The sequence below is a fragment of the Rhodococcus sp. NPDC127593 genome, assembly GCF_042671975.1.
In the GTDB taxonomy this organism is placed as follows: domain Bacteria; phylum Actinomycetota; class Actinomycetes; order Mycobacteriales; family Mycobacteriaceae; genus Rhodococcus_F.
Map to the genome: position 1 here is coordinate 69,524 of NZ_JBHXWI010000032.1, position 21,618 is coordinate 91,141.

23 protein-coding genes are annotated in these 21,618 nt (G+C 67.9%); 12 read left to right on the plus strand and 11 right to left on the minus strand.

The window, feature by feature from the left end:
• Positions 1–3 precede the first annotated feature (3 nt).
• Positions 4–231: a ferredoxin family protein gene (locus tag ACFVJ3_RS27940; protein ID WP_005240903.1), complete on the minus strand. Its 228-nt coding sequence runs from the start codon at positions 229–231 to the stop codon at positions 4–6.
• Complete coding sequence (locus ACFVJ3_RS27945) at positions 228–1,007, minus strand: GntR family transcriptional regulator (RefSeq protein ID WP_378455148.1); 780 nt, start codon at positions 1,005–1,007, stop codon at positions 228–230. Before ACFVJ3_RS27945 ends, ACFVJ3_RS27940 begins: the two co-directional genes overlap by 4 nt.
• A gap of 294 nt (positions 1,008–1,301) precedes the next feature.
• On the opposite strand from ACFVJ3_RS27945, the gene ACFVJ3_RS27950 reads away from it, so the two are divergent.
• Both ACFVJ3_RS27950 and ACFVJ3_RS27955 read left to right on the plus strand, forming a co-directional pair.
• Positions 1,302–2,318: an iron-siderophore ABC transporter substrate-binding protein gene (locus ACFVJ3_RS27950; RefSeq protein WP_378455149.1), complete on the plus strand. Its 1,017-nt coding sequence runs from the start codon at positions 1,302–1,304 to the stop codon at positions 2,316–2,318.
• 96 nt (positions 2,319–2,414) lie between these two features.
• Positions 2,415–3,812, plus strand: coding sequence for a sugar porter family MFS transporter (locus ACFVJ3_RS27955; protein WP_378455186.1), 1,398 nt, complete (start codon positions 2,415–2,417; stop codon positions 3,810–3,812).
• 69 nt (positions 3,813–3,881) lie between these two features.
• Here ACFVJ3_RS27955 and dxs read toward each other — a convergent pair whose 3' ends face one another.
• Positions 3,882–5,831: a 1-deoxy-D-xylulose-5-phosphate synthase gene (gene dxs, locus ACFVJ3_RS27960; protein WP_378455150.1), complete on the minus strand. Its 1,950-nt coding sequence runs from the start codon at positions 5,829–5,831 to the stop codon at positions 3,882–3,884.
• 249 nt (positions 5,832–6,080) lie between these two features.
• Here dxs and glsA point away from each other — a divergent pair, with 249 nt between their 5' ends.
• The 4 genes from glsA to ACFVJ3_RS27980 all read left to right on the plus strand — a co-directional run bounded on the left by glsA (position 6,081) and on the right by ACFVJ3_RS27980 (position 10,451).
• Positions 6,081–7,901 (plus strand): glutaminase A, encoded by a 1,821-nt coding sequence (gene glsA / locus ACFVJ3_RS27965; RefSeq protein ID WP_378455151.1) that lies wholly within the window; start codon positions 6,081–6,083, stop codon positions 7,899–7,901.
• Between the two features lie 92 nt (positions 7,902–7,993).
• Entirely contained in the window at positions 7,994–8,956 is a 963-nt protein-coding gene (locus ACFVJ3_RS27970) for an ATP-binding cassette domain-containing protein (protein ID WP_378455152.1), read from the plus strand.
• The gene (locus ACFVJ3_RS27975) at positions 8,953–9,792 is read left to right on the plus strand and encodes an ABC transporter permease (RefSeq protein WP_378455153.1); all 840 of its coding nucleotides are present in this window, start codon (positions 8,953–8,955) and stop codon (positions 9,790–9,792) included. The genes ACFVJ3_RS27970 and ACFVJ3_RS27975 overlap by 4 nt, the downstream gene beginning before the upstream one ends.
• The gene (locus tag ACFVJ3_RS27980) at positions 9,789–10,451 is read left to right on the plus strand and encodes an SIMPL domain-containing protein (RefSeq protein WP_378455154.1); all 663 of its coding nucleotides are present in this window, start codon (positions 9,789–9,791) and stop codon (positions 10,449–10,451) included. The genes ACFVJ3_RS27975 and ACFVJ3_RS27980 overlap by 4 nt, the downstream gene beginning before the upstream one ends.
• On the opposite strand, the gene ACFVJ3_RS27985 is transcribed toward ACFVJ3_RS27980, so the two are convergent.
• From ACFVJ3_RS27985 to ACFVJ3_RS27995, 3 genes are all read right to left on the minus strand, one after another.
• Entirely contained in the window at positions 10,448–10,906 is a 459-nt protein-coding gene (locus tag ACFVJ3_RS27985) for a MarR family winged helix-turn-helix transcriptional regulator (protein ID WP_378455155.1), read from the minus strand. The two genes, ACFVJ3_RS27980 and ACFVJ3_RS27985, sit on opposite strands and share 4 nt — an antisense overlap.
• 81 nt (positions 10,907–10,987) lie before the next feature.
• Entirely contained in the window at positions 10,988–12,256 is a 1,269-nt protein-coding gene (locus ACFVJ3_RS27990) for a class I SAM-dependent RNA methyltransferase (RefSeq protein ID WP_378455156.1), read from the minus strand.
• 13 nt (positions 12,257–12,269) lie between these two features.
• On the minus strand, positions 12,270–14,264 hold the full coding sequence (locus ACFVJ3_RS27995; RefSeq protein WP_378455157.1) for an APC family permease: 1,995 nt from the start codon (positions 14,262–14,264) through the stop codon (positions 12,270–12,272).
• Between the two features lie 162 nt (positions 14,265–14,426).
• On the opposite strand from ACFVJ3_RS27995, the gene ACFVJ3_RS28000 reads away from it, so the two are divergent.
• Genes ACFVJ3_RS28000 through ACFVJ3_RS28010 form a run of 3 tightly spaced genes read left to right on the plus strand, consistent with a single transcriptional unit; the run spans position 14,427 to position 16,134 of the window.
• The gene (locus ACFVJ3_RS28000) at positions 14,427–15,092 is read left to right on the plus strand and encodes a potassium channel family protein (RefSeq protein ID WP_378455158.1); all 666 of its coding nucleotides are present in this window, start codon (positions 14,427–14,429) and stop codon (positions 15,090–15,092) included.
• A gap of 48 nt (positions 15,093–15,140) precedes the next feature.
• Positions 15,141–15,800, plus strand: coding sequence for a potassium channel family protein (locus ACFVJ3_RS28005; protein ID WP_378455159.1), 660 nt, complete (start codon positions 15,141–15,143; stop codon positions 15,798–15,800).
• A 34-nt stretch (positions 15,801–15,834) separates the two neighbouring features.
• On the plus strand, positions 15,835–16,134 hold the full coding sequence (locus ACFVJ3_RS28010; protein ID WP_378455160.1) for a GNAT family N-acetyltransferase: 300 nt from the start codon (positions 15,835–15,837) through the stop codon (positions 16,132–16,134).
• A 67-nt stretch (positions 16,135–16,201) separates the two neighbouring features.
• On the opposite strand, the gene ACFVJ3_RS28015 is transcribed toward ACFVJ3_RS28010, so the two are convergent.
• Together ACFVJ3_RS28015 and ACFVJ3_RS28020 are read right to left on the minus strand one after the other, a co-directional pair.
• Positions 16,202–16,882, minus strand: coding sequence for a DUF3159 domain-containing protein (locus ACFVJ3_RS28015; RefSeq protein ID WP_378455161.1), 681 nt, complete (start codon positions 16,880–16,882; stop codon positions 16,202–16,204).
• 28 nt (positions 16,883–16,910) lie between these two features.
• A complete protein-coding gene (locus ACFVJ3_RS28020) occupies positions 16,911–17,288 on the minus strand; it encodes an OB-fold nucleic acid binding domain-containing protein (RefSeq protein ID WP_005240856.1) in 378 nt (125 codons plus the stop codon).
• Between the two features lie 136 nt (positions 17,289–17,424).
• Between ACFVJ3_RS28020 and ACFVJ3_RS28025 the strand changes: the two genes are divergently transcribed.
• Positions 17,425–18,138 carry an alpha/beta fold hydrolase gene (locus ACFVJ3_RS28025; RefSeq protein ID WP_378455162.1) on the plus strand — a complete coding sequence of 238 codons (714 nt, stop codon included), beginning with the start codon at positions 17,425–17,427 and terminating at the stop codon, positions 18,136–18,138.
• A gap of 23 nt (positions 18,139–18,161) precedes the next feature.
• Here the strand turns inward: ACFVJ3_RS28025 and ACFVJ3_RS28030 are convergent, their stop codons facing one another.
• Together ACFVJ3_RS28030 and dut are read right to left on the minus strand one after the other, a co-directional pair.
• Positions 18,162–19,019: a DUF3710 domain-containing protein gene (locus tag ACFVJ3_RS28030; RefSeq protein WP_378455163.1), complete on the minus strand. Its 858-nt coding sequence runs from the start codon at positions 19,017–19,019 to the stop codon at positions 18,162–18,164.
• 2 nt (positions 19,020–19,021) lie between these two features.
• Positions 19,022–19,543: a dUTP diphosphatase gene (dut, locus tag ACFVJ3_RS28035; protein ID WP_025432405.1), complete on the minus strand. Its 522-nt coding sequence runs from the start codon at positions 19,541–19,543 to the stop codon at positions 19,022–19,024.
• Positions 19,544–19,629: 86 nt separating this feature from the next.
• On the opposite strand from dut, the gene ACFVJ3_RS28040 reads away from it, so the two are divergent.
• Positions 19,630–20,100, plus strand: coding sequence for a DUF3093 domain-containing protein (locus tag ACFVJ3_RS28040; RefSeq protein ID WP_378455187.1), 471 nt, complete (start codon positions 19,630–19,632; stop codon positions 20,098–20,100).
• 45 nt (positions 20,101–20,145) lie between these two features.
• Here the strand turns inward: ACFVJ3_RS28040 and ACFVJ3_RS28045 are convergent, their stop codons facing one another.
• Positions 20,146–20,448 (minus strand): DUF4193 domain-containing protein, encoded by a 303-nt coding sequence (locus ACFVJ3_RS28045; RefSeq protein WP_005240850.1) that lies wholly within the window; start codon positions 20,446–20,448, stop codon positions 20,146–20,148.
• A 480-nt stretch (positions 20,449–20,928) separates the two neighbouring features.
• Here ACFVJ3_RS28045 and cei point away from each other — a divergent pair, with 480 nt between their 5' ends.
• Positions 20,929–21,618, plus strand: a complete 690-nt coding sequence (gene cei, locus ACFVJ3_RS28050; RefSeq protein ID WP_378455164.1) for an envelope integrity protein Cei — start codon at positions 20,929–20,931, stop codon at positions 21,616–21,618.

Here is a 21,618-nt window from a genome sequence, read left to right on the forward strand (position 1 = left end):
CGCTCAGCGGAGGAGGTACGGCATGTTCACGGTGACCGCGCCGGTCGGGCAGCGAGCCGCGCAGGGACCGCAGTACCAGCACTCGTCGACGTGCATGAAGGCCTTGCCGTTCTCCGGGTTGATGGCCAGCGAATCGAGCGGGCAGATCTCGACGCACAGGGTGCAGCCCTCGATGCACAGCGACTCGTCGATGGTGACGGGTACGTCGGCTCGTTGATTGACCAAGGTCATGAGGTGAGCTCCCAGTTCGTGATGTCGGGTCGGCGGACGAGGCTGCTGCGCATGGTGATTCGGTCACCGCGCATGCGGATGTATTCGAGGTCGACGGGACGTCCGTCGACGAGCCGGGTGAGGCGTTCGAGCAACAGGAGCGCCGCACCCTCGGGCGTCTGGAGGTTCGCGGCGGAATGGGCGTCGGCGTTCACGGATTCGATCGCCAGATCGGCGGAGCCGAGGGGCTGACCGCAGACCTCCTCGATCAGCGCGAACACGTCGTTGGTTTCGAGGTCGTGGCCGAGGATTTCGGCTCCGATGTCGGGAACGAGGTAGGTGAGGTCCAGGCTGAGCGGGAGGTCGCCGAGATAGCGCACTCGCTCGATGTAGACGGCGGGTTCGCCCGGCTCCAGCTGCAGGCGACGGGCGACGGCGGGCGGCGGGCTGATCTCCACGGCGGCGCGGACGTCGTTGCGGACCTCGCCGTGCCCCTTCAGCGTCTCCTTCAGCCCGAGCAGGGCGTCGAGACCGTGGTCGTACTTGCGCTGCGCCACGTGGGTTCCCACGCGCGGGGCCCGGTCGATGAGCCCCTCCTGCTTCAGCAGTGCCAGTCCGTCGCGGACCGCATTGCGGGACACGCCGAACTCGGCGGCCAACTCCGATTCGGACGGCAATCCGCGCTCGGCGAAGGAGTCCGCGTGGATTTGCTGACGGAGCAGGTCGGCGAATCTGCGCGCATGGTCCGCGCGGGAACTGCGCGACGCCGTCTGGAGGGGAGTCGGATTCACCACCATGGTTTCCTTCGTCGATAGTGCGTGTGAGCTGGACGAAGACAAACGCTAACGGCAGTCGGCGGGGCCCGGAGTCGCCGCGAACAGCCGCTCGGGGCGCCCCCGCGAATCGGCCGGGTCCGCGCCGGGACCGGAACGCCTCACCAGCGAGAACACGGCAACGACCCGGCAATGCGCCGGGCCGAGCCGGGCCGGGACGTTTCAATCAGGGTGATTCGAAGTCGCGACGTCCGCCCGTCGAGCGATCAAGTCTAGGTTAGGCTTACCTTCTGTTTTCGTCCTGAAGGAGTCGTTGCCGTGTTCGCACCCACCGCCAGACGTCAGATCGCCGTCGCACTCGCCGTGGCCAGTTCGTCCCTGTTCCTCGCCGCGTGCTCGTCCGGCGACAGCGGAGGCACCACGGAAGCGTCCGGTGAGGGGTTTCCGGTCACGATCGAGAACACGTTCGGATCGACCACCCTCGATGCGGCCCCCGAACGTATCGTCACGCTCGGATGGAACGCCCAGGACGTCGTGTACGCCCTCGGCGAGACACCGGTCGGCATGCCGAAGTACACGTACGGCGCCGAGGCGAACGGTGTGATGCCCTGGCTGCAGGACCGATTCGATCCGTCCCAGACCACGTTGCTCGACGCGGCCACGTCCACCCCCATCGAGGCGGTCGCCTCGCTGGCGCCCGATGTCGTCCTCGCCCCGTACGAGGGATTCGACCAGGCGACGTACGAGAAGCTGTCGGGAATCGCCCCCACGGTGGCGTACCCGGACAAGGCGTGGCAGACCACGTGGCAGGACCAGACCACGCTGGTCGGGCAGGCACTCGGCAAGAGCGCCGAGGCGGAGCAGCTGGTGGCCGGTCTCGACGACACCCTCGCGCAGACCGCCGCCGCGCATCCCGAGTTCGCCGGCAAGACGATCTCGGTGATCAACTTCGACACCGACGCCGCGACGGTCAACGTCTACATGCCCTCCGATCCCCGCGTCCAGGTGCTGACCCAGCTCGGGTTCACCGTGTCACCCGGCGTGCAGAAGCTGGCCTCTACCAATGATCCGGACAAGTTCTTCGCCGACATCTCCGTCGAGAACATCTCCGATGTCGACGCCGACGTCGTGGTCGCGTTCGTCCCGGAGAACACCACCGTCGCCGCGAACCCGGCCTACGCGAATCTCGGTGCCATCGGGCGTGGAACCGCGGTCGCGCTGTCGGACACGAAGATCATCTCGGGGCTCAGCCAGACCAGCGTTCTCGCGACACCGTGGGTTCTGGACAAGCTGACACCTCAGCTCAGCGAGGCCGCGAAGAAAGCGGGTGCCTGAACTCCCGCCTGACAGGCGGTGTCGGGCGTAGCGTAATCCGAGACACAAATTTCCGCTGTGCCCGCATCAGGAACGCTCGCCGAAAGCAGGTATGCGATGACGCAGATGTCCGAAAGACACACCGCGAAGGTCATCGGCGTCACTGTCGCCGCCGCGGTAGGTGGATTTCTCTTCGGTTTCGACAGCTCGGTCATCAACGGCGCCGTCGACTCCATCCAGGGCCACTTCGAGCTGGGGTCGTTCTTCACGGGCTTCGCCGTGGCGATCGCCCTGCTCGGATGTGCTGTGGGCGCGTGGTTTGCGGGTCGCCTCGCGGACCGCTGGGGCCGCAAGAAAGTGATGCTGCTCGGTTCGGTGCTGTTCGTCGTGTCTTCGCTCGGAGCGGGTCTCGCGTTCAGCGTCCCCGACCTGATGCTGTGGCGCGTCCTCGGCGGCCTCGGCATCGGTATCGCGTCGGTCATTGCGCCCACGTACATCTCGGAGATCGCGCCGGCCCGCTACCGCGGCGCGTTGGCGTCGCTGCAGCAGTTGGCCATCACTCTCGGCATCTTCGCCGCGCTGCTGTCGGACGCGGTCCTGCAGAACGCCGCGGGCGGCGCCTCCAACGAGTTGTGGCTGAACCTGGAGGCCTGGCGCTGGATGTTCATCGTCGGTGTGGTCCCCGCGGTCGTGTACGGCATTCTCGCCCTGCTCATTCCCGAGTCTCCGCGGTACCTCGTGGGCAAGCACCTCGATCAGGAAGCAGCCGACATCCTCGCGAACATCACCGGCGAGGTCAACCCGCACGAGCGCGTCTCCGAGATCCGACTCACCCTCCGCCACGAATCGACGGCGTCGTTCGACGATATTCGCGGCCCGAAGTTCGGGCTGCAGCCAATCGTCTGGGTCGGCATCTTCATGGCCATCTTCCAGCAGTTCGTGGGTATCAACGCGATCTTCTACTATTCCACCACGCTCTGGAAGTCGGTGGGCTTCACCGAGAACGAGTCGTTCACCACGTCGGTGATCACCTCGATCATCAACGTGGGTATGACGTTCGTCGCCATCCTGTTCGTCGACCGGATCGGCAGGCGCATCCTGCTCATGGTCGGCTCGCTCGGCATGTTCGTGAGCCTGCTCATGGCGGCAATCGCCTTCTCCCAGGCGACGGGCAGCGGCGACGACGTCGTGCTCCCCAGCCCGTGGGGGGCGGTCGCCCTGATCGGCGCCAACCTGTTCGTGATCTTCTTCGCCGCCACCTGGGGCCCGGTCATGTGGGTGATGCTGGGCGAGATGTTCCCCAACAACATGCGCGCCTACGCACTCGGCATCAGCACGGCGGCGAACTGGATCGCGAACTTCACGGTCACGCTGGCGTTCCCGCCGCTCACCCGCTCGGTGGGGCTGTGGTTCCTGTACGGACTGTTCGCGTTCTTCGCGCTGCTGTCCTTCTTCTTCGTCCGGTCGAAGGTCCGGGAGACGAAGGGGATGGAGCTCGAGGAGATGCACACCTGACCCAGGCACGAACGGATCCGGCCGAATCACAGTGTGATTCGGCCGGATTTCCGTGTGGGGCGCTCGGTCCTACTGGCCGCTGTTCTCCGCGCGCTGCGCATCGAGGTCGGCGACGACGCCGTTCTGCTGCTCGGGGCGCAGGTTCCCGAGGCCGGCGAACCATCCGGTGATCTGCCGGGCGACGTCCTGCGCGGTGAGGCCCAACTCGGCGTGGATCTGCGCGCGCGACGCGTGGTCGAGGAACCGTTGCGGAACGCCGAGATCACGACAGGGGACGTCGACCCCGGCCGACCGCAGCGCGGCCGACACGGTGGAACCGACACCGCCGTGCAGTCCACTGTCCTCGACGGTGACGACCATCGTGTAGTCCTCGGCGAGCTTCACCAGTGACTCCGGGACCGGCAGGACCCACCGCGGGTCGACGACGGTCGCCGAGATGCCCTGCTGTTCCAGGCGTTCCGCCGCGGCGAGCGCGAGACCGGCGAACGCGCCGACAGACACGATGAGCACGTCGTTCCGCCCGGAGGGGGCGCGAAGGATGTCGACGACGCCGTCGAGGCGGCTCACCGCGGGCACGTCGTCGCAGACCGTGCCCTTCGGGAACCGGAGCGCGGTCGGGCCGTCGTCGACGGCCAGTGCCTCGCCCAGTTCCTCCCGCAGGGTGACGGTGTCGCGGGGAGCCGCGACCTTCATACCGGGGACGATGCCCAGCAGCGACATGTCCCACATGCCGTTGTGGCTGGCGCCGTCGTTTCCGGTGATACCCGCGCGGTCGAGCACGAGGGTGACGGGAAGCTTCAGCAACGCCACGTCCATCAGCAGCTGATCGAACGCGCGGTTGAGGAACGTCGAGTAGACCGCGACCACCGGGTGCAGACCGCCCAGGGCGAGGCCGGCCGCCGACGTGACGGCGTGCTGCTCGGCGATCCCGACGTCGAACATCCGGTCTGGGTACTTTTCGCCGAACGCGGCGAGACCGGTTGGGCCCGCCATCGCCGCTGTGATCGCCACGATGTCCTGCCGGTGGCTCGCCAGATCGATCAGCTCTGCCGAGAACACCGACGTCCAGTCGGCGGACGCCGACCCCGTCGACCTACCCGTGATCGGGTCGATCACGCCGGTCGAGTGCATCTGATCGGCCACGTGGTTCTCGGCGGGCGCGTAACCCATGCCCTTGCGGGTGACGGCGTGGACGATGACCGGGCCACCGAACGCCTTCGCGCGGCGCAGCGCGGATTCGAGCGCGGCCTCGTCGTGTCCGTCGACGGGTCCGAGGTATTTGATGCCCAGGTCCGTGAACATCACCTGCGGGGCGACGGCGTCCTTGAGGCCCGCCTTCATGCCGTGCAGGACCGAGTAGGCGGTGCGGCCCACCCAGGGAAGTTTCTTCACCATCCGGCGCCCGCTGTCGAGGATGCGCTCGTATCCCGGCTGGAGGCGGAGGGCGGCGAGGTGGTCGGCGAGACCACCGATGGTCGGCGCGTACGAGCGGCCGTTGTCGTTGACGACGATGACCACCGAGCGGTCCTTGCCGGCCGCGATGTTGTTCAGGGCCTCCCAGCACATGCCGCCGGTCAGCGCACCGTCACCGACGACGGCGACGACGTGGCGGTCCTGACCGGTCAGTTCGAAGGCCTTGGCGAGGCCGTCCGCGTACGACAGCGACGCCGACGCGTGCGAGGACTCGACCCAGTCGTGATCGCTCTCCGCCCGGCACGGGTATCCGGACAGGCCACCCTGCTTGCGGAGCGAGTCGAAATCGTCCTTGCGGCCGGTGAGGATCTTGTGGACGTACGCCTGGTGGCCCGTGTCGAAGATGATCGGGTCGGCGGGCGACTCGAAGATGCGGTGCAACGCGAGGGTCAGCTCGACGACGCCCAGGTTGGGGCCGAGATGCCCACCGGTCGCCGCGACCTTCTGCACGAGGAACTCACGGATCTCCGCGGCGAGCTGCTTCATCTCCGCCGAATTCAGCTGACGAAGATCGTCAGGCGTCTGGATACGGGCAAGAACACCCAACGAGATCGCTCCCTCCGTGATGCACGCCGCCTTGCGTGCCTCTGCCGTGGCTTCGTGTCACGTCACAGTGGAACCAGTCTACGGAGCCGCCGGAGTGCGGGACACGCGGTATGGGCCGGTGCGGTCGCGTAGCGCGGGCTCGTCCTCGGGCATCCCGGCCACGACCGTGACCGGCTTCACACAATTGTGCCGCCGGACGGGCCCGTCGGAACACCCGACAGCTCCGTGAACAGCCTCTAGGGTCGACTCATGAGCACCGTCGTGGACGCGCTGATCGGGAAAGTCTTCGCCGCGACCCGGGAGAACCGCAGCGGCGAGCTCGCCGACTACATTCCCGAACTCGCCGCGGTCCCCCCCGACTCGTTCGGAATCTGCATCGCCACCGTGGACGGCTACGTGTACGAGGCCGGCGACACCCGCCTGCCGTTCACGATCCAGTCCATCTCGAAACCGTTCACGTACGCCCTGGCGCTCGCCGATCGCGGGTCCGGCGCCGTCGCCGAGAAGATCGACGTCGAACCGTCCGGGGAACCGTTCAACGAGATCAGCCTCGACCCGCGGACGGAGCGACCACGCAATCCCATGATCAACGCGGGGGCGATCACCGCGGCGTCGTTGGTGGCCGGGCCCGACCTGGACACGCGGTTCGAACGGATCCGGGCCACGTACTCCCGGTACGCGGGACGGGACCTGACGTTCAACCGGTCGGTGTACGAGTCCGAGTCACGGACCGGGCACCGCAACCGGGCCATCGGCCACATGCTGCGCTCGTTCGACATCATCACCGGCGACCCCGACGAGGCGGTCGACCTCTACTTCCGTCAGTGCTCCATCGACGTGACGTGCCGGGACCTGAGTGTGATGGCTGCGACGATGGCGAACAACGGCGTCAACCCCGTCACCCGGGAGACCGTTCTCGAACCAGCTCTCGTCGAGCGGGTCCTGAGCGTGATGTCGACGTGCGGCATGTACGACGCCGCAGGCAAATGGGTGTACGAGGTGGGGTTGCCGGCCAAGAGCGGCGTCGGGGGCGGGGTGGTCGCCGTCCTGCCCGGGCAGATCGGGATCGCGATCTACTCACCACGCCTCGACTCCCACGGCAACAGCGTCCGCGGAGTCGAGGCGTGCCGGGCCCTGTCGAACCAGCTGGAACTGCACTTCCTGCACGTCACCCGCGCCGCCCGCGCCGCGGTCCGCGCCCGATACTCCGTGTCGGACGCCCCGTCGCGGATGCGGCGGTCACCCGCCGAGCGCGCCGCACTCGACGACGTCGGCAAGCGCAGCCGCATCTACGAGCTGCACGGGGATCTGCTCTTCGCCGGCGCGGAGAGCGCCGTCCGCGAGATCGGCGGCGTCGAGGAGGACCTGGAGGTGGTGGTGGTCGACGTCCGGCGCGTCGACGACGTCAGCGGGGTCGCGCGCCGGATGTTCGAGACACTGCGGGCCGGCCTCGCCGATCACGGGTGTGCGATCGCGTTCGTCGACCCGGCCGGTCTGCTCGGCAACACCCGCTCGGACCTGGTGGGGAGGGCGGGCCGGGTGTTCGCCGACCTCGATGCCGCTGTGCAGTGGTGCGAGGACATCCTCCTCGAACACCACTGCAGCACGGCCCGTCAGGAGTCGTCCGTCACGATCGCCGAGCATCCCATGCTGTCCGCCCTCAGCGCGAAGCAGCTCCAGCGGTTCACCCGCGACCTCGTCACCCGCTCCTACGCTCGCGGTGAGCTCCTCATCCATCGGGGCGACCGCGCCTGCGGGCTGTTCCTCATCCTGTCCGGGCAGGTGAGCTCCACCGTCACCGACCAGTCGGGTGCGGTGCACAGGATGATGACGTTGTCGGCGGGGATGAGCTTCGGGGAGATGACGATGATGCTCGACTCCCGCTTCCTCAACGACGTGCGAGCCGACACGCCCGTGACGGTCGCGGTGCTGACGTCCGAGCGCTATGCCGAAATGGCCTCGGAGGAACCGAAACTCAAGCTGGCACTGCTCGAGCGTCTCGCGGCGGGCGCCTACGAGCAGCTCGACGTGATGCTGCGGTCGCTGCTGCGTCAGGGCGACGGACTCTGATCGGTCCGTGGGAAAACCCATTGCCCGAATCGGAAAAATCGGACAGGCTGGGGGCTCGGAATCGACGACGCGCGAATCGAAAGCAGGGTGCAATGCTCACAGCGACAAAGCTGGCCATCGAGACGACGGGACTCGTCAAGACCTTCGGATCCACCCACGCGGTCGACGGCCTGGATCTGGCGGTCCCCCTCGGGGGCGTGTACGGCGTCCTCGGACCGAACGGCGCGGGCAAGACCACCGCGATCCGGATGCTGGCCACGCTGCTGCCCCTCGACGGTGGAACGGCCACCGTGCTGGGGCACGACGTCGCGAGCGAACCGGACGCCGTGCGCAGCAAAGTCTCCCTCACCGGACAGTTCGCCTCGCTCGACGAGGATCTGACGGGCAGCGAGAATCTGCTGCTGCTCGGCCGGCTGTACGGGTACTCCCGCGCGGCGGCCCGCACCCGGTCCGAACAGTTGCTGTCCGCCTTCGGGCTCGACGAAGCGGGCAACCGGCAGGTGAAGAACTACTCCGGCGGTATGCGCCGGAGGCTCGACATCGCGGCCAGCATCATCGTCACTCCGGAGATGATCTTCCTCGACGAGCCCACCACCGGTCTCGACCCGCGCAGCCGCAATCAGGTGTGGGAGATCGTCCGCGCACTGGTCGCCGGCGGCACGACGGTGCTGCTGACCACGCAGTACCTCGACGAGGCCGACCAACTCGCCGACCGGGTGGCCGTCATCGACCACGGCAAGGTGATCGCCGAGGGCACCACCGGCGAACTGAAGGCTTCCGTCGGATCGGGTGCCCTGCACGTGCGGGTCACCGACATCGCCACCCGTCCCGCAGCGGCGGCGCTGCTGCGGGACGTGCTCGACGTGCCGATCATCGAAGAAGCCGATCCGGCCGCCCTCACCGCGCGAATCGACGACCCGGCCCGGGTCTCGCGGGCTCTGCCCGCACTCGACGACGCCGGAATCGGCGTCAGCACATTCGCATTGGGGCAGCCGAGCCTCGACGAAGTCTTCCTCACCCTCACCGGCCGACCCACCGAGGAGCATGCGTCATGACCTCCACCACCGACCGGACCGCCGACACCGCCAGCGCTGTCGCCGACGTCCTGAAGATGCCCGGCCCGAGGCCCGCGCGACCCACTGCATGGTCCACCTCCCTCTCGTTCGGCTGGCGGGCTCTGCTCAAGATCAAGCACGTCCCCGAGCAACTGTTCGACGTGACGATGTTCCCGATCATGTTCACGTTGATGTTCACGTACCTCTTCGGGGGCGCGCTGGCCGGTTCGACCAGCGCCTACGTCCAGTTCCTGCTGCCGGGCATCCTCGTGCAGACGGTCGTCATGATCACCATGTACACCGGCCTGACGCTCAACAAGGACATCGAGAAGGGTGTCTTCGACCGGTTCCGGTCGCTCCCGATCTGGCGTCCCTCCCCACTCGTGGGCGCGCTGCTCGGTGACGTCGTCCGCTACACGATCGCCTCGATCATCGTCCTGATCCTGGGGCTCGTCCTGGGGTTCCGCCCGGACGGCGGTCTCGTCGGTGTGGTGGCGTCGATCGGCCTGCTGCTGCTGTTCTCGTTTAGCCTGTCCTGGATCTGGACGATGTTCGCGATGCTCATGCGCACCGAGCAGGCGGTCATGGGCGTGTCGATGTTCATCCTGTTCCCGCTGACCTTCGCCAGCAACATCTTCGTCGACCCCGCGACCATGCCGGGCTGGCTGCAGGCGTTCGTCGGCGTCAACCCGATCAGCAAGCTGGTGACATCCATTCGCGGGCTCATGGCCGGGACGGTGGAGATCGCGGATCTCGCCGTCGTGTTCGGATGGTGCGCCGGCTTCGTGGTGATCTTCGGACCGCTGACGATGCGCCTGTACAACCGTAAGTCGTGACGGTGGCGACGACCGATGACGCCGAGAGATCGGTGACGGTACGGGGATCCGGAATCGTGTCGGCGGTTCCGGATCTCGTCCGCGCCACCGTCACCGTGACCGCGACGCGCCCCGCAGTGGCCGATGCGTTCGAGGCCGTCGCCCGGTCCACCACGGCCGTCACGGACACCCTGCGCGGGCACGGGGTCTCGGGGCCCGACCTCGCGACCACCGGGCTCTCCGTGCACTCCGAGTCCACCTGGACCGAGGGCCGGGGCAGCGAGGTCACCGGCTACACCGCCGCGACGACGCTACAGATCACCGTCCGCGAGGCGGGGGCGTCCGCATCGTCGCCGGCGCAGGTGGTGGCCGCCTGCGTCGGCGCGGGTGGCGACGACATCCGTCTCGGCGGACTCGAATTCGACTTCTCCGATCCTGCCGCGCTGACGGCGACCGCTCGGGACCGGGCCTGGGCCGATGCTGTTGCCAAGGCGGAGCAGTACGCCTCGCTGTCGCGTCGGGCGCTGGGCGAGGTCCTCGACATCTCGGAAGTCGACATCGGTGACGTGTCCCCGCGGCCGGTTGCGAAGGCGCTCGCGGCGGCCGACTCCCCGATCGCCGTCGAACGCGGCGAGAAGCCGACGCGGGTCGACGTCCGGGTGCGGTGGCGTCTCGTCTAGACCCGGGGGCCCCGCTGCTGGACCGACGCGGCGAACGTGTCGTTGAGCTGAGTCAGCGACGTCACCGCCGCCAGTGCCTGTTCCTGGGACCAGCCTTCGAGCATGCCGCGCAGCCGTTCGGCCCGGCGCTCGGTCGTCTCGCGCAGAATGTCCATCCCGTTCGGCGACACCCGAATGCGGGAGGCACGCTTGTCGTGGGGGTCGGCGGCGCGCGATACGTATCCCGCGTCGACCAGTTCGGAGATCTGTCTACTCAACGAGGACTGACTCACGCACAGGTCGGTGGCCAGTTCGTTCTGGCGGCACTCCCCCCGCGCGGCGAGCACGAAGAGCACGCTCGTCAACGCGGGCGGGATCGGGGTCTCGCCACTCGCCGAGACGACCGCCCGCAGCGATCGCCCGAGTGCGAACACCGCATCGACGAGCGCTTGCGCAGTATCTGCCTGTACCGACATCCAGTCCCCGTCCCACACACCCACTACTTGCGGGCCGACTATACGTTTTGTTGCGTTCGGTAAACAACAATGCGCCCGGTGTCAGCGCGTCAGCAACGCGATGCACTCCACGTGATGGGTGAGAGGGAATGCATCGAACGCGCGCAGCTCGTCGACATGATATCCCTGCGCGAGGTACAGACCGATGTCGCGGGCGAACGACGCCGGGTCGCACCCCACGTGCACGACCCGTTCGGCGCCCGCGGCGGCGACCGCCTCGATCACGTCACGCCCCGCACCCGCACGCGGCGGATCGAGCACCACGACCCGTGGCGGGGAGGCGAGTCCGGAGATCGCGCGCTCGACCCGGTCGGTGTGGAAGCGCACCTGCGGGAGGTCGGAGAGCGCGGCCTTCCCGTCCGAGACGGCCTGGCGCGAGGACTCGACGGAATCCACGTGCCCGGACGCCCCGGCACCGCCGGCGAGGGCGGCGGCGAACACACCCACTCCCCCGTACAGGTCCCATGCGGTCTCGCCCGCGGACATCCCGGCCCATTCGGAGACCACGGCCGAATACGTTTCCGCGGCCCCGCGATGCGCCTGCCAGAACCCGGTGGCGGCCAGTGCCCATTCCCGGTCGCGCACCCGCTCCACCGGGCGACCCGATCCGACGACCACCCGCTCGGCGCGCGGCGCACCGCTTGCGGCGCGGCGCGCCATGGCACCGCGGCGCCCGGGACTCGTACGGCCGGTCCGCGACACCTTCGGCGGCGCGATCTCGACCACGTGCCGCTCCCCCGCACTGTCGAGAACGATCTGCACCTCGCTGCCTGGCTTCCAATCGTGTTCGCTCACACCGTCGTAGGCGGCCGAGTCGATCTGCGGGCACGCGAGGTTCGTGACGATCCCGGAACTGCGGTGCCGGTGATAGCCGGGGCGGCCGTCCGGGTCGACGGCGAGCCGCACCCGCGTGCGCCAGCCGGTGCCGTCTCCGGTGCCTGGCAGTTCCTCGACGTCCACGTCCCGCTGCAATCGCGCGAGCCTGGCCAACTGCTCGGACACGACCTGCGCCTTCATGTCCCGCTGCACGTGCAGGCTCGCGTGCGAGAAGTCGCAACACCCCGCGCCGCCCGGACCCGACACCGGGCACACCGGGCTGACCCGCTCCGGGGACGCGTCGAGGATCTCGATCGCGTCGGCCCGGCAGTAGGACCCGCCGCGGTCCTCGGTGACGAGGGCGATCACCCGCTCGCCGGGCAGTCCGTGCCGGACGAAGACCACGCGGCCCTCGTGCCGGGCGACGACGAAACCGCCGTGCCCGGGATTGCCCAGCCGCAGTTCGAGGCGGCGGTCCGACCAGTTCTCACTCAACGCTTCTCGCCCGTCACTTGTCGTCGGGTTCGTAGCCGCGGCGGGAGGCCCCGGCCGTGTATTCGATGTTCAGTGCCTTCGCCTTCTCGGACGAGTTCAGTTGCCACGGAACGCTGGTGACCATCACACCCGGCTGGAACAGCAGGCGGCTCTTGAGCCGCAGCGCACTCTGGTTGTGCAGGATCTGCTCCCACCAGTGACCCACCACGTACTCGGGGATGAACACGGTGACGACGTCCCGCGGCGAGTCTTTCCGGACGCGCCGCACGTAGTCGAGCACGGGTTTGGTGATCTCGCGGTACGGCGACTCGATCACCTTGAGCGGCACCGCGATGTCACTCTTCTCCCACCGGCGCACGAGTGCCCGGGTGTCGGGTTCGTCGACATTGACCGTGATCGCCTCGAGGGTGTCCGGCCGTGTGGCCCGGGCGTAGGCGAGCGCGCGCATCGTCGGCATGTGCAGCTTGGAGACGAGGACGATGGAGTGAGTCCGGCTGGGCAGCACCCCGTCCCATTCCTGTTCCTCGAGCTCCCGGGCGACGCTGTCGTAGTGCTTCCGGATCATCTTCATCACCACGAAGATGGCGACCATGGCCACGATCGCGATCCAGGCGCCTGCCGCGAACTTCGTGATGAGCACGATGATGAGGACGGCGCCGGTCATGGCGAGGCCGATGGAGTTGATCACCCGGGAGCGGTGCATCCGCCGGCGCTGAGCCGGGTCGTTCTCGGTCTTCAGGTGCCGGGTCCAGTGCCGGATCATGCCCGTCTGGCTCAACACGAACGAGACGAACACCCCGACGATGTACAGCTGGATCAGCTTGGTCACCTCGGCGCCGAACAGGACGACGAACGCGATCGCGGCCCCGGACAGGAACAGGATGCCGTTGCTGAACGCCAGGCGGTCGCCGCGGGTGTGCAGCTGACGGGGCAGGTAGCGGTCCTGCGCGAGGATCGAGCCGAGCACGGGGAATCCGTTGAAGGCCGTGTTGGCGGCGAGCACGAGGATCAGGGCGGTCACGATGGCGATGAAATAGAAGCCGATGGGGAAACCGCCGAACACCGTCTCCGCGATCTGCGCGATCAGAGTCTTCTGGTGATACCCGGTGGGGGCGCCGATCAGCTGCTCGGCCGGGCTGTGCGCGTACACGATCCCGATCTTCTGGGCCAGGATGATGATGCCCATCAGCAGCACGATGGCAATCGATCCCAGCAGCAACAGCGTGGTGGCCGCGTTGCGGGACTTGGGCTTCTGGAACGCGGGGACACCATTACTGATCGCCTCGACACCGGTCAGTGCCGCACAGCCGGAGGAGAAGGCCCGCGCGACCAGGAACGCGAACGCGATCCCGTACAGGTGGGAGTCCTCGGCTTCGAGTTCGAATCCGGACGATTCGGCGCGCAGGTCGTCGCCCAGCACGAAGATCTGGAAGAACCCCCACAGCAGCATGAGGGCCATGCCGGCGATGAACGCGTAAGTCGGGATCGCGAAGGCGGCACCGGATTCACGGATGCCACGCAAGTTGATGGCGGTCAGCAGCACGATGGCCGCGACCGCGAACAGCACCTTGTGCTGGGCCACGAACGGCACCGCCGAACCGATGTTGGACGCGGCCGACGAGATGGAGACCGCGACCGTGAGGACGTAGTCCACCAGCAGGGCGCTGCCCACGGTCAGACCCGCGGTGGGTCCGAGATTGACGGTCGCGACCTCGTAGTCGCCGCCGCCCGACGGGTAGGCGTGCACGTTCTGCCGGTAGCTGGCGACCACCACCGCCATCACCGCGGCGACGGCGAGCCCGATCCAGGGGGTGTAGGCGTAGGCGGAGATGCCCGCCACCGACAGCACGAGGAAGATTTCTTCGGGGGCATACGCCACCGACGACATCGCATCGGAGGCGAAGACCGGGAGGGCGATCCTCTTGGGAAGCAGCGTGTGCCCGAGCTTGTCGCTCCGGAAGGGTCTGCCTAGCAGTAGCCGCTTTGTGGCGGTCGAGAGCTTTGACACTGCCAAAGCGTAAGCCGTCCGCAGAAAACCTGGACCCTCACCCACCAATGTGTCCGGATTGCGATCTCTGTCTCGGTTGCTCTTCTGCCTGGGCACTGTACGGTTCGATTCGGTACGCACGTACTCGAGACGTGACGCCAGAGCCCATGAACGGAGTACAAGGTGTATGTGGTCATCATGGGATGCGGCCGGGTCGGCTCATCCCTCGCTGGCTCGCTGACCCGGATCGGCCACGAGGTCGCGGTCATCGATCGCGACCCTGCCGCATTCCTACGTCTCGAACCTGACTTCCCCGGGCACACCGTCGTCGGGATGGGATTCGACCGCGACGTGCTGGTCAAGTCCGGTATCGAGCGCGCAGAGGCATTCGCCGCGGTGTCGTCCGGAGACAACTCCAACATCATTTCGGCGCGCGTGGCCCGGGAGACGTTCGGCGTGGAACGCGTCGTCGCCCGGATCTACGACGCCAAGCGTGCCGCCGTGTACGAGCGGCTCGGGATCCCCACCGTCGCGACCGTCCCGTGGTCGACGGACCGCTTCCTGCACACCCTCACCCGCGACAGCCAGACCGCCAAGTGGCGCGATCCGTCCGGAACCGTCGCGGTCACCGAGTTGTCCCTGCACGAGGATTGGATCGGCAGGCCGGTCGCCGAACTCGAGGCCGCCACGAATTCGCGTGTCGCGTTCATCATCCGCTTCGGCACCGGCGTCCTTCCCGACCGCAAGACCGTCTTCCAGGCCGACGACCAGGTGTACATCGCGGCCGTGTCGGGAACGGTGGCCGAGGCCGTCGCGCTTGCAGGCAATCCCCCGCCTTCGGAGAACTGAGACGGCAGTGAGAATGTTCACGATCGACCACCCGAACGGAAGCAATCGATGAGAGTCGCAATCGCAGGAGCCGGCGCAGTCGGACGCTCGATCGCGCGCGAACTGGTCCGCAGCGAACACGACGTCATGCTGATCGAACGCAAGCTCGAGCACATCGAGCAGGAGTCGGTGCCCGAGGCGACGTGGGTCCACGCCGACGCGTGCGAGCTGAGCAGCCTCGAAGCGGCGTCCCTCGAAACCTACGAGGTGGTGATCGCGGCCACCGGTGACGACAAGGCCAACCTGGTCCTCAGCCTCCTCGCGAAGACCGAGTTCGGGGTCAGCCGTGTGGTGGCCCGCGTCAACGATCCCCGCAACGAGTGGTTGTTCGACGAGTCCTGGGGAGTCGACGTCGCCGTCTCCACCCCCCGGATGCTCGCCTCGCTGGTGGAGGAGGCGGTGTCGGTCGGCGATCTCGTGCGGCTGATGACACTGCGCCAGGGGCAGGCCAACCTCGTCGAGATCACGCTGCCCGACAACACCCCGCTCGCCGGGAAACCCGTCCGCAAGCTGCACTTGCCCCGCGATGCCGCACTGGTCACCATCCTCCGCGGCGGACGAGTCATCGTGCCGCAGCAGGACGATCCGCTCGAGGGCGGCGACGAACTGCTGTTCGTCGCGTCCGTGGACGTCGAGGACGATCTGCGAGCGGCCGTCGGGCTCTCCTGACCCGGCAGGGACCGATCGGCACCCGGAGGAACCGTTGAGTACCACCGCAACACCCGAGAGCACCGTCGTCACCGACAGCCCGCAGCAGAGCCGGTACGAGATCCACGCCGACGGTGAACTCGCGGGAATCGAGCAGTACGAAGTCGACGGGGACGTACGCGTTTTCGTTCACACCGAGGTCTATCCGCAGTACGAGGGACTCGGACTCGCCCGGACGCTCGTGAGTGCGGCTCTGGACGATCTCCGCCGCCGTGGACTGCGGGTGCGCCCGGTGTGCCCGTACGTCGTGAAATTCGTGTCGAAGCATCCCGAGTACCAGGACCTCGTGGCCTGATCGGTTCGGCGGCTTCGTCTCCGCCACAACCGGTCAGCGCTCGACGGTTCCCGGCGAGGGGCCGTGCTCAGGTGCGGCCGGGCTCGTCGCGGGGGCCGCCCGCTTCCGTGTCGTCGGTCGGTTCGCCGGCGTCGTCCGAGGGTCCCGGTTCGACGATCCGATCGGCCCGGCGCACAGCCCAGATCGTCACCAGCAGAGCCAATCCCGCCAACGGCCAGCCCATCGTGATGCGCGCGAACGCGAGCCAGCCGGTCTGGTCGGAATCGTAGAGTTGCGACTGCACGAGGTACCGCGCCGCGAACACCAGCGCCCAAGCGGCGGTGGCCACGTCGTAGGCACGTACCGCGCCGCGATGGCGCCGCCAGAGGTTGCCGTGGCCGTTGAGGAATCCCCAGATCAGGCCGACGAGCGGCCAGCGCACGAGAATCGAGATCAGGAACACCGCCCCGTACGCGAGGCTCGTGTAGATCCCGAACAGGAAGTATCCCTTGGCATCGCCCGTGCGGTAGGCGATGAACGCGGAGATGCCGACGCCGACGAACCCGGACACCGCGGGCTGGATGGGGCTGTGCCGGACGAGGCGCCAGACGAGAATGGCGACGGCGACACCGAGGGCCGCCCAGATCGCCGGACCCAGGCCCCACACACCGTTGACCGGAACGAAGACCAGGATGGGCAGGGTCGAATAGATCAGCCCGCTGAGCCCACCGAGCTGTTCGAGTATGGATTGCTGCTTCGTTTCGGTCACTCAACGAGAGTGCCACACGAGACGGACCCTAGGATTCGCCGCGCAGCTCGTAATACGGGTTGAAGATCACCTTCTGGCCGTCGCGTTCGCCGACACGTCCACGAACCAGCAGGGTCTTCCCCGGTTCGATGCCCGGAATCCTCCGCCGGCCGATCCACACCAACTTGATCTGTTCCGTGCCGTCGAAGAATTCGGCTTCGATGCTGGCGTTCCCGGACTTCGGACAGGCTTCGACACTGCGGAGCCGTCCCAGCATGGTGACCTCTTCGCCGCGGCTGCAGTCGCAGGCACGTTGTGCGCCGGACGCCTGAGACGTCTCAGCCATTTCCTCGGCGTCCAGCTGCTCGAGGTCCTCGGTGAGCCTGCGAGTCAGCCGACGAAAATATCCTGCCGTGGCGGGTGCCATTGCGCGCTCCTGGAGCATGTGCGACGCGAGATCTTCGCGCCGCTCGTAGGGCTGTGTATTCGCCACTGTAGACCCATTGGTTCCCGGCAACCACACCAGCGGAAGAGCGCTGTGAAGGACCGGGCAGGATCATCACATGCCCTCTGATGATCGGCCGTCCGTGGCCGTTGTGCTCCCCGGTACGGGATCCGACGCGGACTTCGTGGCCCGCGCCTTCACCGAGCCCCTGACCTGCCGTGGAGTGCGCACGGCCGCAGTCGAACCCGATCCCCGGCGAGTCGTCGGAAGCTACGTCGACGCGCTCGACGCCGCGGCCGCGCAGCACGGCCGCATCCTCGTCGGAGGGGTCTCCATCGGGGCCGCCGTAGCGCTGCAGTGGGCAGGATCACACCCGGATCACGTCGCCGGGGTCCTCGCGGCACTGCCCGCGTGGACCGGGACCGCCACGGACGCTCCCGCCGCCGCCAGCGCCCGGTTCACCGCGGCCCGGCTGCGGGCGGACGGCCTCGAACAGGTCACCGCCGAGATGATCGCCTCCAGCCCGCCCTGGCTGGGCCGGGAACTGGCGAAATCGTGGCGATCGCAGTGGCCGCACCTTCCCGCCGCACTGGACGAAGCGTCCGAGTACCACGCCCCCGGTGTGGGCGACCTCGAGCGCATCACGGTGCCGGTGGGGATCGCCGCCGCCACCGACGACGCCGTGCATCCCCTCGAGGTCGCCCGCACGTGGTGCGCACGACTTCCGCACGCGGGCCTCGTCACGGTGTCGCTGGACGAGATCGGCGCCGACCCGGCAATTCTCGGCTACGCCACCCTCGATGCGCTCGACTCGGTCCTGCACACGACCTGAGCGTCCAATCTCCGGGACCGGGATCAGCGACCGAGTTGCTGCATCGCCGAACCCGATTCGCCGCGACGCTGCTGCGGCTGCGCCGGGGCCTCCGCGGGGGGCGCCTGCTGCTCGCCCTGCGGGCCCGCCGGAGCCGGTTGCTGCGGAGCGGGCTGCTGCGGAACGGCACCCTGCTGCTCCGCCAACTGCTGCTGGTGAGCGGCGGCCAGCTGCTGGGCGAGGGCCTCGGGCAGGACAACCGGCAGCGGGGTCCGCACCGGGTTCGGCTCGTTTCCCCGCTTCACGACGGTGTCGCGCAGGATCGCCCTTGCCGTCGCGACGAGCTCCGAGTCGGCCGTGTTGCCACCGCCCGGTCCCGCGACCACGCAGCGCACCATCCACCGGTAGCCGTCGACGCCGATGAAGCGCAGGTCGGCGTTCGGGGTGACGGCGAAGACCTCGCGTCCCCACGGTCCGCTCTCGACGCTCACCGTCGCGTTGTCGTTGCGCAACGATTCGGCGAGGTCGCCCGCGACTTCCCGCCACTGGCCCGGAGACTTCGGGGCGGCATACGCCGCCACGGTGATGCGCCCGTGCTGGGTGACGAGATGCACGGCCTGCGGCGAACCGTCGGGCGCCATCTCGACCTGCAACTGGGCGCCCTGCGGCATCGGGACGAGGACCGAACCGAGGTCGAGGCGGGTCCCCACCTCACCGACGGTGAGGTCGGCGCCCGACTCGAGGTCGTCGGCGTCGTACGGACCGCCGTCCACCTCGGTCACGGCGTCGTAGTCGTCCTCGTCGTCCGCGTCGGCGTCGCCGGCCTCGGCGTCCGTCTCGGCGTCCTCGAAGAAACCGGGCCGGTCGTCCTCGGCTTCCTTCTTCTTACGACGTCCGAACATGATCAGGCTCCTTCACTGGCATTGCCGACGAGGCTCGCGTGGCCTCCGCTCGACCCGTGTCCGTCACTGCCGCGGGTGGTGCCGTCGAGCGACGGGACCTCGACGAACGACACCAGTTCGACACGCTGCACGAGCAGTTGGGCGATCCGGTCGCCCCGGCGGATCTCGATCGGGGTCTCGAGGTCGTGATTGATCAGGCACACCTTGATCTCGCCGCGGTACCCGGCATCGATGGTGCCGGGGGTGTTGACCACCGACAGACCCGATTTTGCGGCCAGCCCGGATCGGGGGTGGATCAGCCCGACCGTGCCCAGGGGCAGCGCGATCGCGATGCCGGTTCCGACGAGGACACGGCGCCCCGGCTCGATGGTCACGTCGATGGTGCTGCACAGGTCGACACCGGCGTCGCCGTCGTGCGCACGCTGCGGTACCGGAATGTCGGGGTCCAGCCGCTGGAGGGCGACGGGCGGAAGGGCGGGGGTCGCGGCGGGAGAAAGGCCGGGAGATAGGTCGCTCACGTGCACCGAGCCTACTCTCAGACACCGACTATCCTGGTCGGGTGTCACAAACGTCCCGGCCCGAAGTCGCGCCCACCGATAACACCTCGCCCGTGCTGTACTCCGAGCGCCTGTGGGTGCCCGTCTGGTGGTGGGCAGTGGGCTTGTTCGTCGCCGGTCTGCTCGCCGCGGAGGTACACATGGGTGCGCCGGGACTGCGCGCGTGGCTGCCGTACGTTCTCCTGCTGCCCCTGCCCGTGTGGGGACTCGTCTGGCTCAGCCGTCTCCGCGTCGAGGTCGTCGAGGAACCGAACGGAGTCCATCTGCGGGTCGGACAGGCGCATCTGCCGCTGGATGTCATCGCAAGGGTCGCCGAGGTTCCCGGTTCGGCGAAGAGTGCGGCTCTCGGTCGCCAGCTCGACCCCGCCGCCTTCGTGCAACACCGGGTGTGGGTCAAGCCGATGGCACTGATCGTGCTCGACGACCCCGAGGACCCGACCCCTTACTGGTTGATCAGCACACGACGGCCGGCCGAGTTGCTGGCCGCCATCGACCGTGCCCGCCCGCAGGCGGACGGAGACTGATCGGACGGTGGGTCTCCACCGTCCGCCTCTCGTATTCGCCGCCGCTCAGGCCGCGCAGTCCCTGCACACCAGCACTCCGCCCGCGTCGCTGGCGAGCCGGCTGCGGTGGTGCACCAGGAAACAGCTCGAACACGTGAACTCGTCGGCCTGCTTCGGCACGACTCGCACCGAGAGCTCTTCACCGGACAGATCCGCGCCGGGCAGTTCGAACGACTCCGCGGTGTCGGACTCGTCCACGTCGACAACAGCCGACTGCGCCTCGTTGCGTCGCGCCTTCAGTTCCTCCAGCGAATCCTCCGAAACCTCATCGGACTCTGTTCGCCGCGGTGCGTCGTAGTCAGTTGCCATGTCGCCTTCCCCTCATCCTCTTCGGTGTATCCCGGCCCGTGCGGTACGTCGAACCGATTGTTGGTCGACCGTCCACACGAAAACCGCCTCGGCGCAGATCACACCCTGCGGCTGCACAACGCTGCAGCGGATGTGTTCGTGCCCGGAACCAGGCCCCGGAAACATGATCTACGCCTCTTTTGTCATCTTCTGCCGACCCTCGTTCTGCACGCTTTGAACGACTGGGGCCGCCAGACAGTAGCCGAAGGAAGTACAAAAGTCGTAACCGAATCGACCGATCGCGCAAATTGTCTGCTAATCGTCACCAACACCACAGCAAGCTGTGACATTCCACTACGGGGACGGGTTCGGGGTTATGACGTGCCAGGGATCTAAGGTAGGTCCCGAACCTGCGCCACGACGTGTGGCCGGGCCCTGTATCGGTGCGCTGTACGGATGCAACGTACGAAGCGCAGTTCGTAGGAGAGGTCGAGGCACACTGTGGTTTCACTGATCACCGAAGGCAGCCCGCTCGACGACAAGGGTCGTCCGTTCCGGCGGCGGCGGGCGATGCCGATCCTCGTGGTGTTCGCGATCCTCGCCCTGCTCGGCGCCGTCGTGTGGATCGGCGTCCTCGGCGACGACGAGGACCTCGCCACCACCGTCGACTGCAACCCTCCGCAGCCAGCCGCGCAGCCCGTCGACCCCGCGGCCCCACCGCAGCAGGCGCTGGGCGAGAAAGTCGACGGTTCGACCCTCCGGGACGTGGAGCCTGCCGCGCTGTCCGCCACGAAGGTGCGCGTGTTCAATGCCAACGGCGAGCACGGCCAGGCGGCGCAGGTCGCCGCCCAGCTCAGCGACTACGGGTTCGCGAGCGCACCCGACGTCCAGGCGGGCAACGACCCGATCTACGTCGACCAGAACATGCAGTGCCAGGGGCAGCTGCGGTTCGGTCCCAACGGCGCCGCCGCCGCGAGCGCGCTCTGGCTGGTGGCCCCGTGCACCGAACTCATTCAGGACGCCCGCACCGACGACACGGTCGACCTCGCCCTCGGCACCTACTTCCGCAAGATCTCGCCGAACACCGACGCCGAAGAGGTGCTGCGGTCCCTGAAGGATCCGCCGCCCGGAACCCAGCCCGCGCCCCTCGACATCGACCTCCTGAAGGCGGCGCGCACCGCCCGCTGTTGA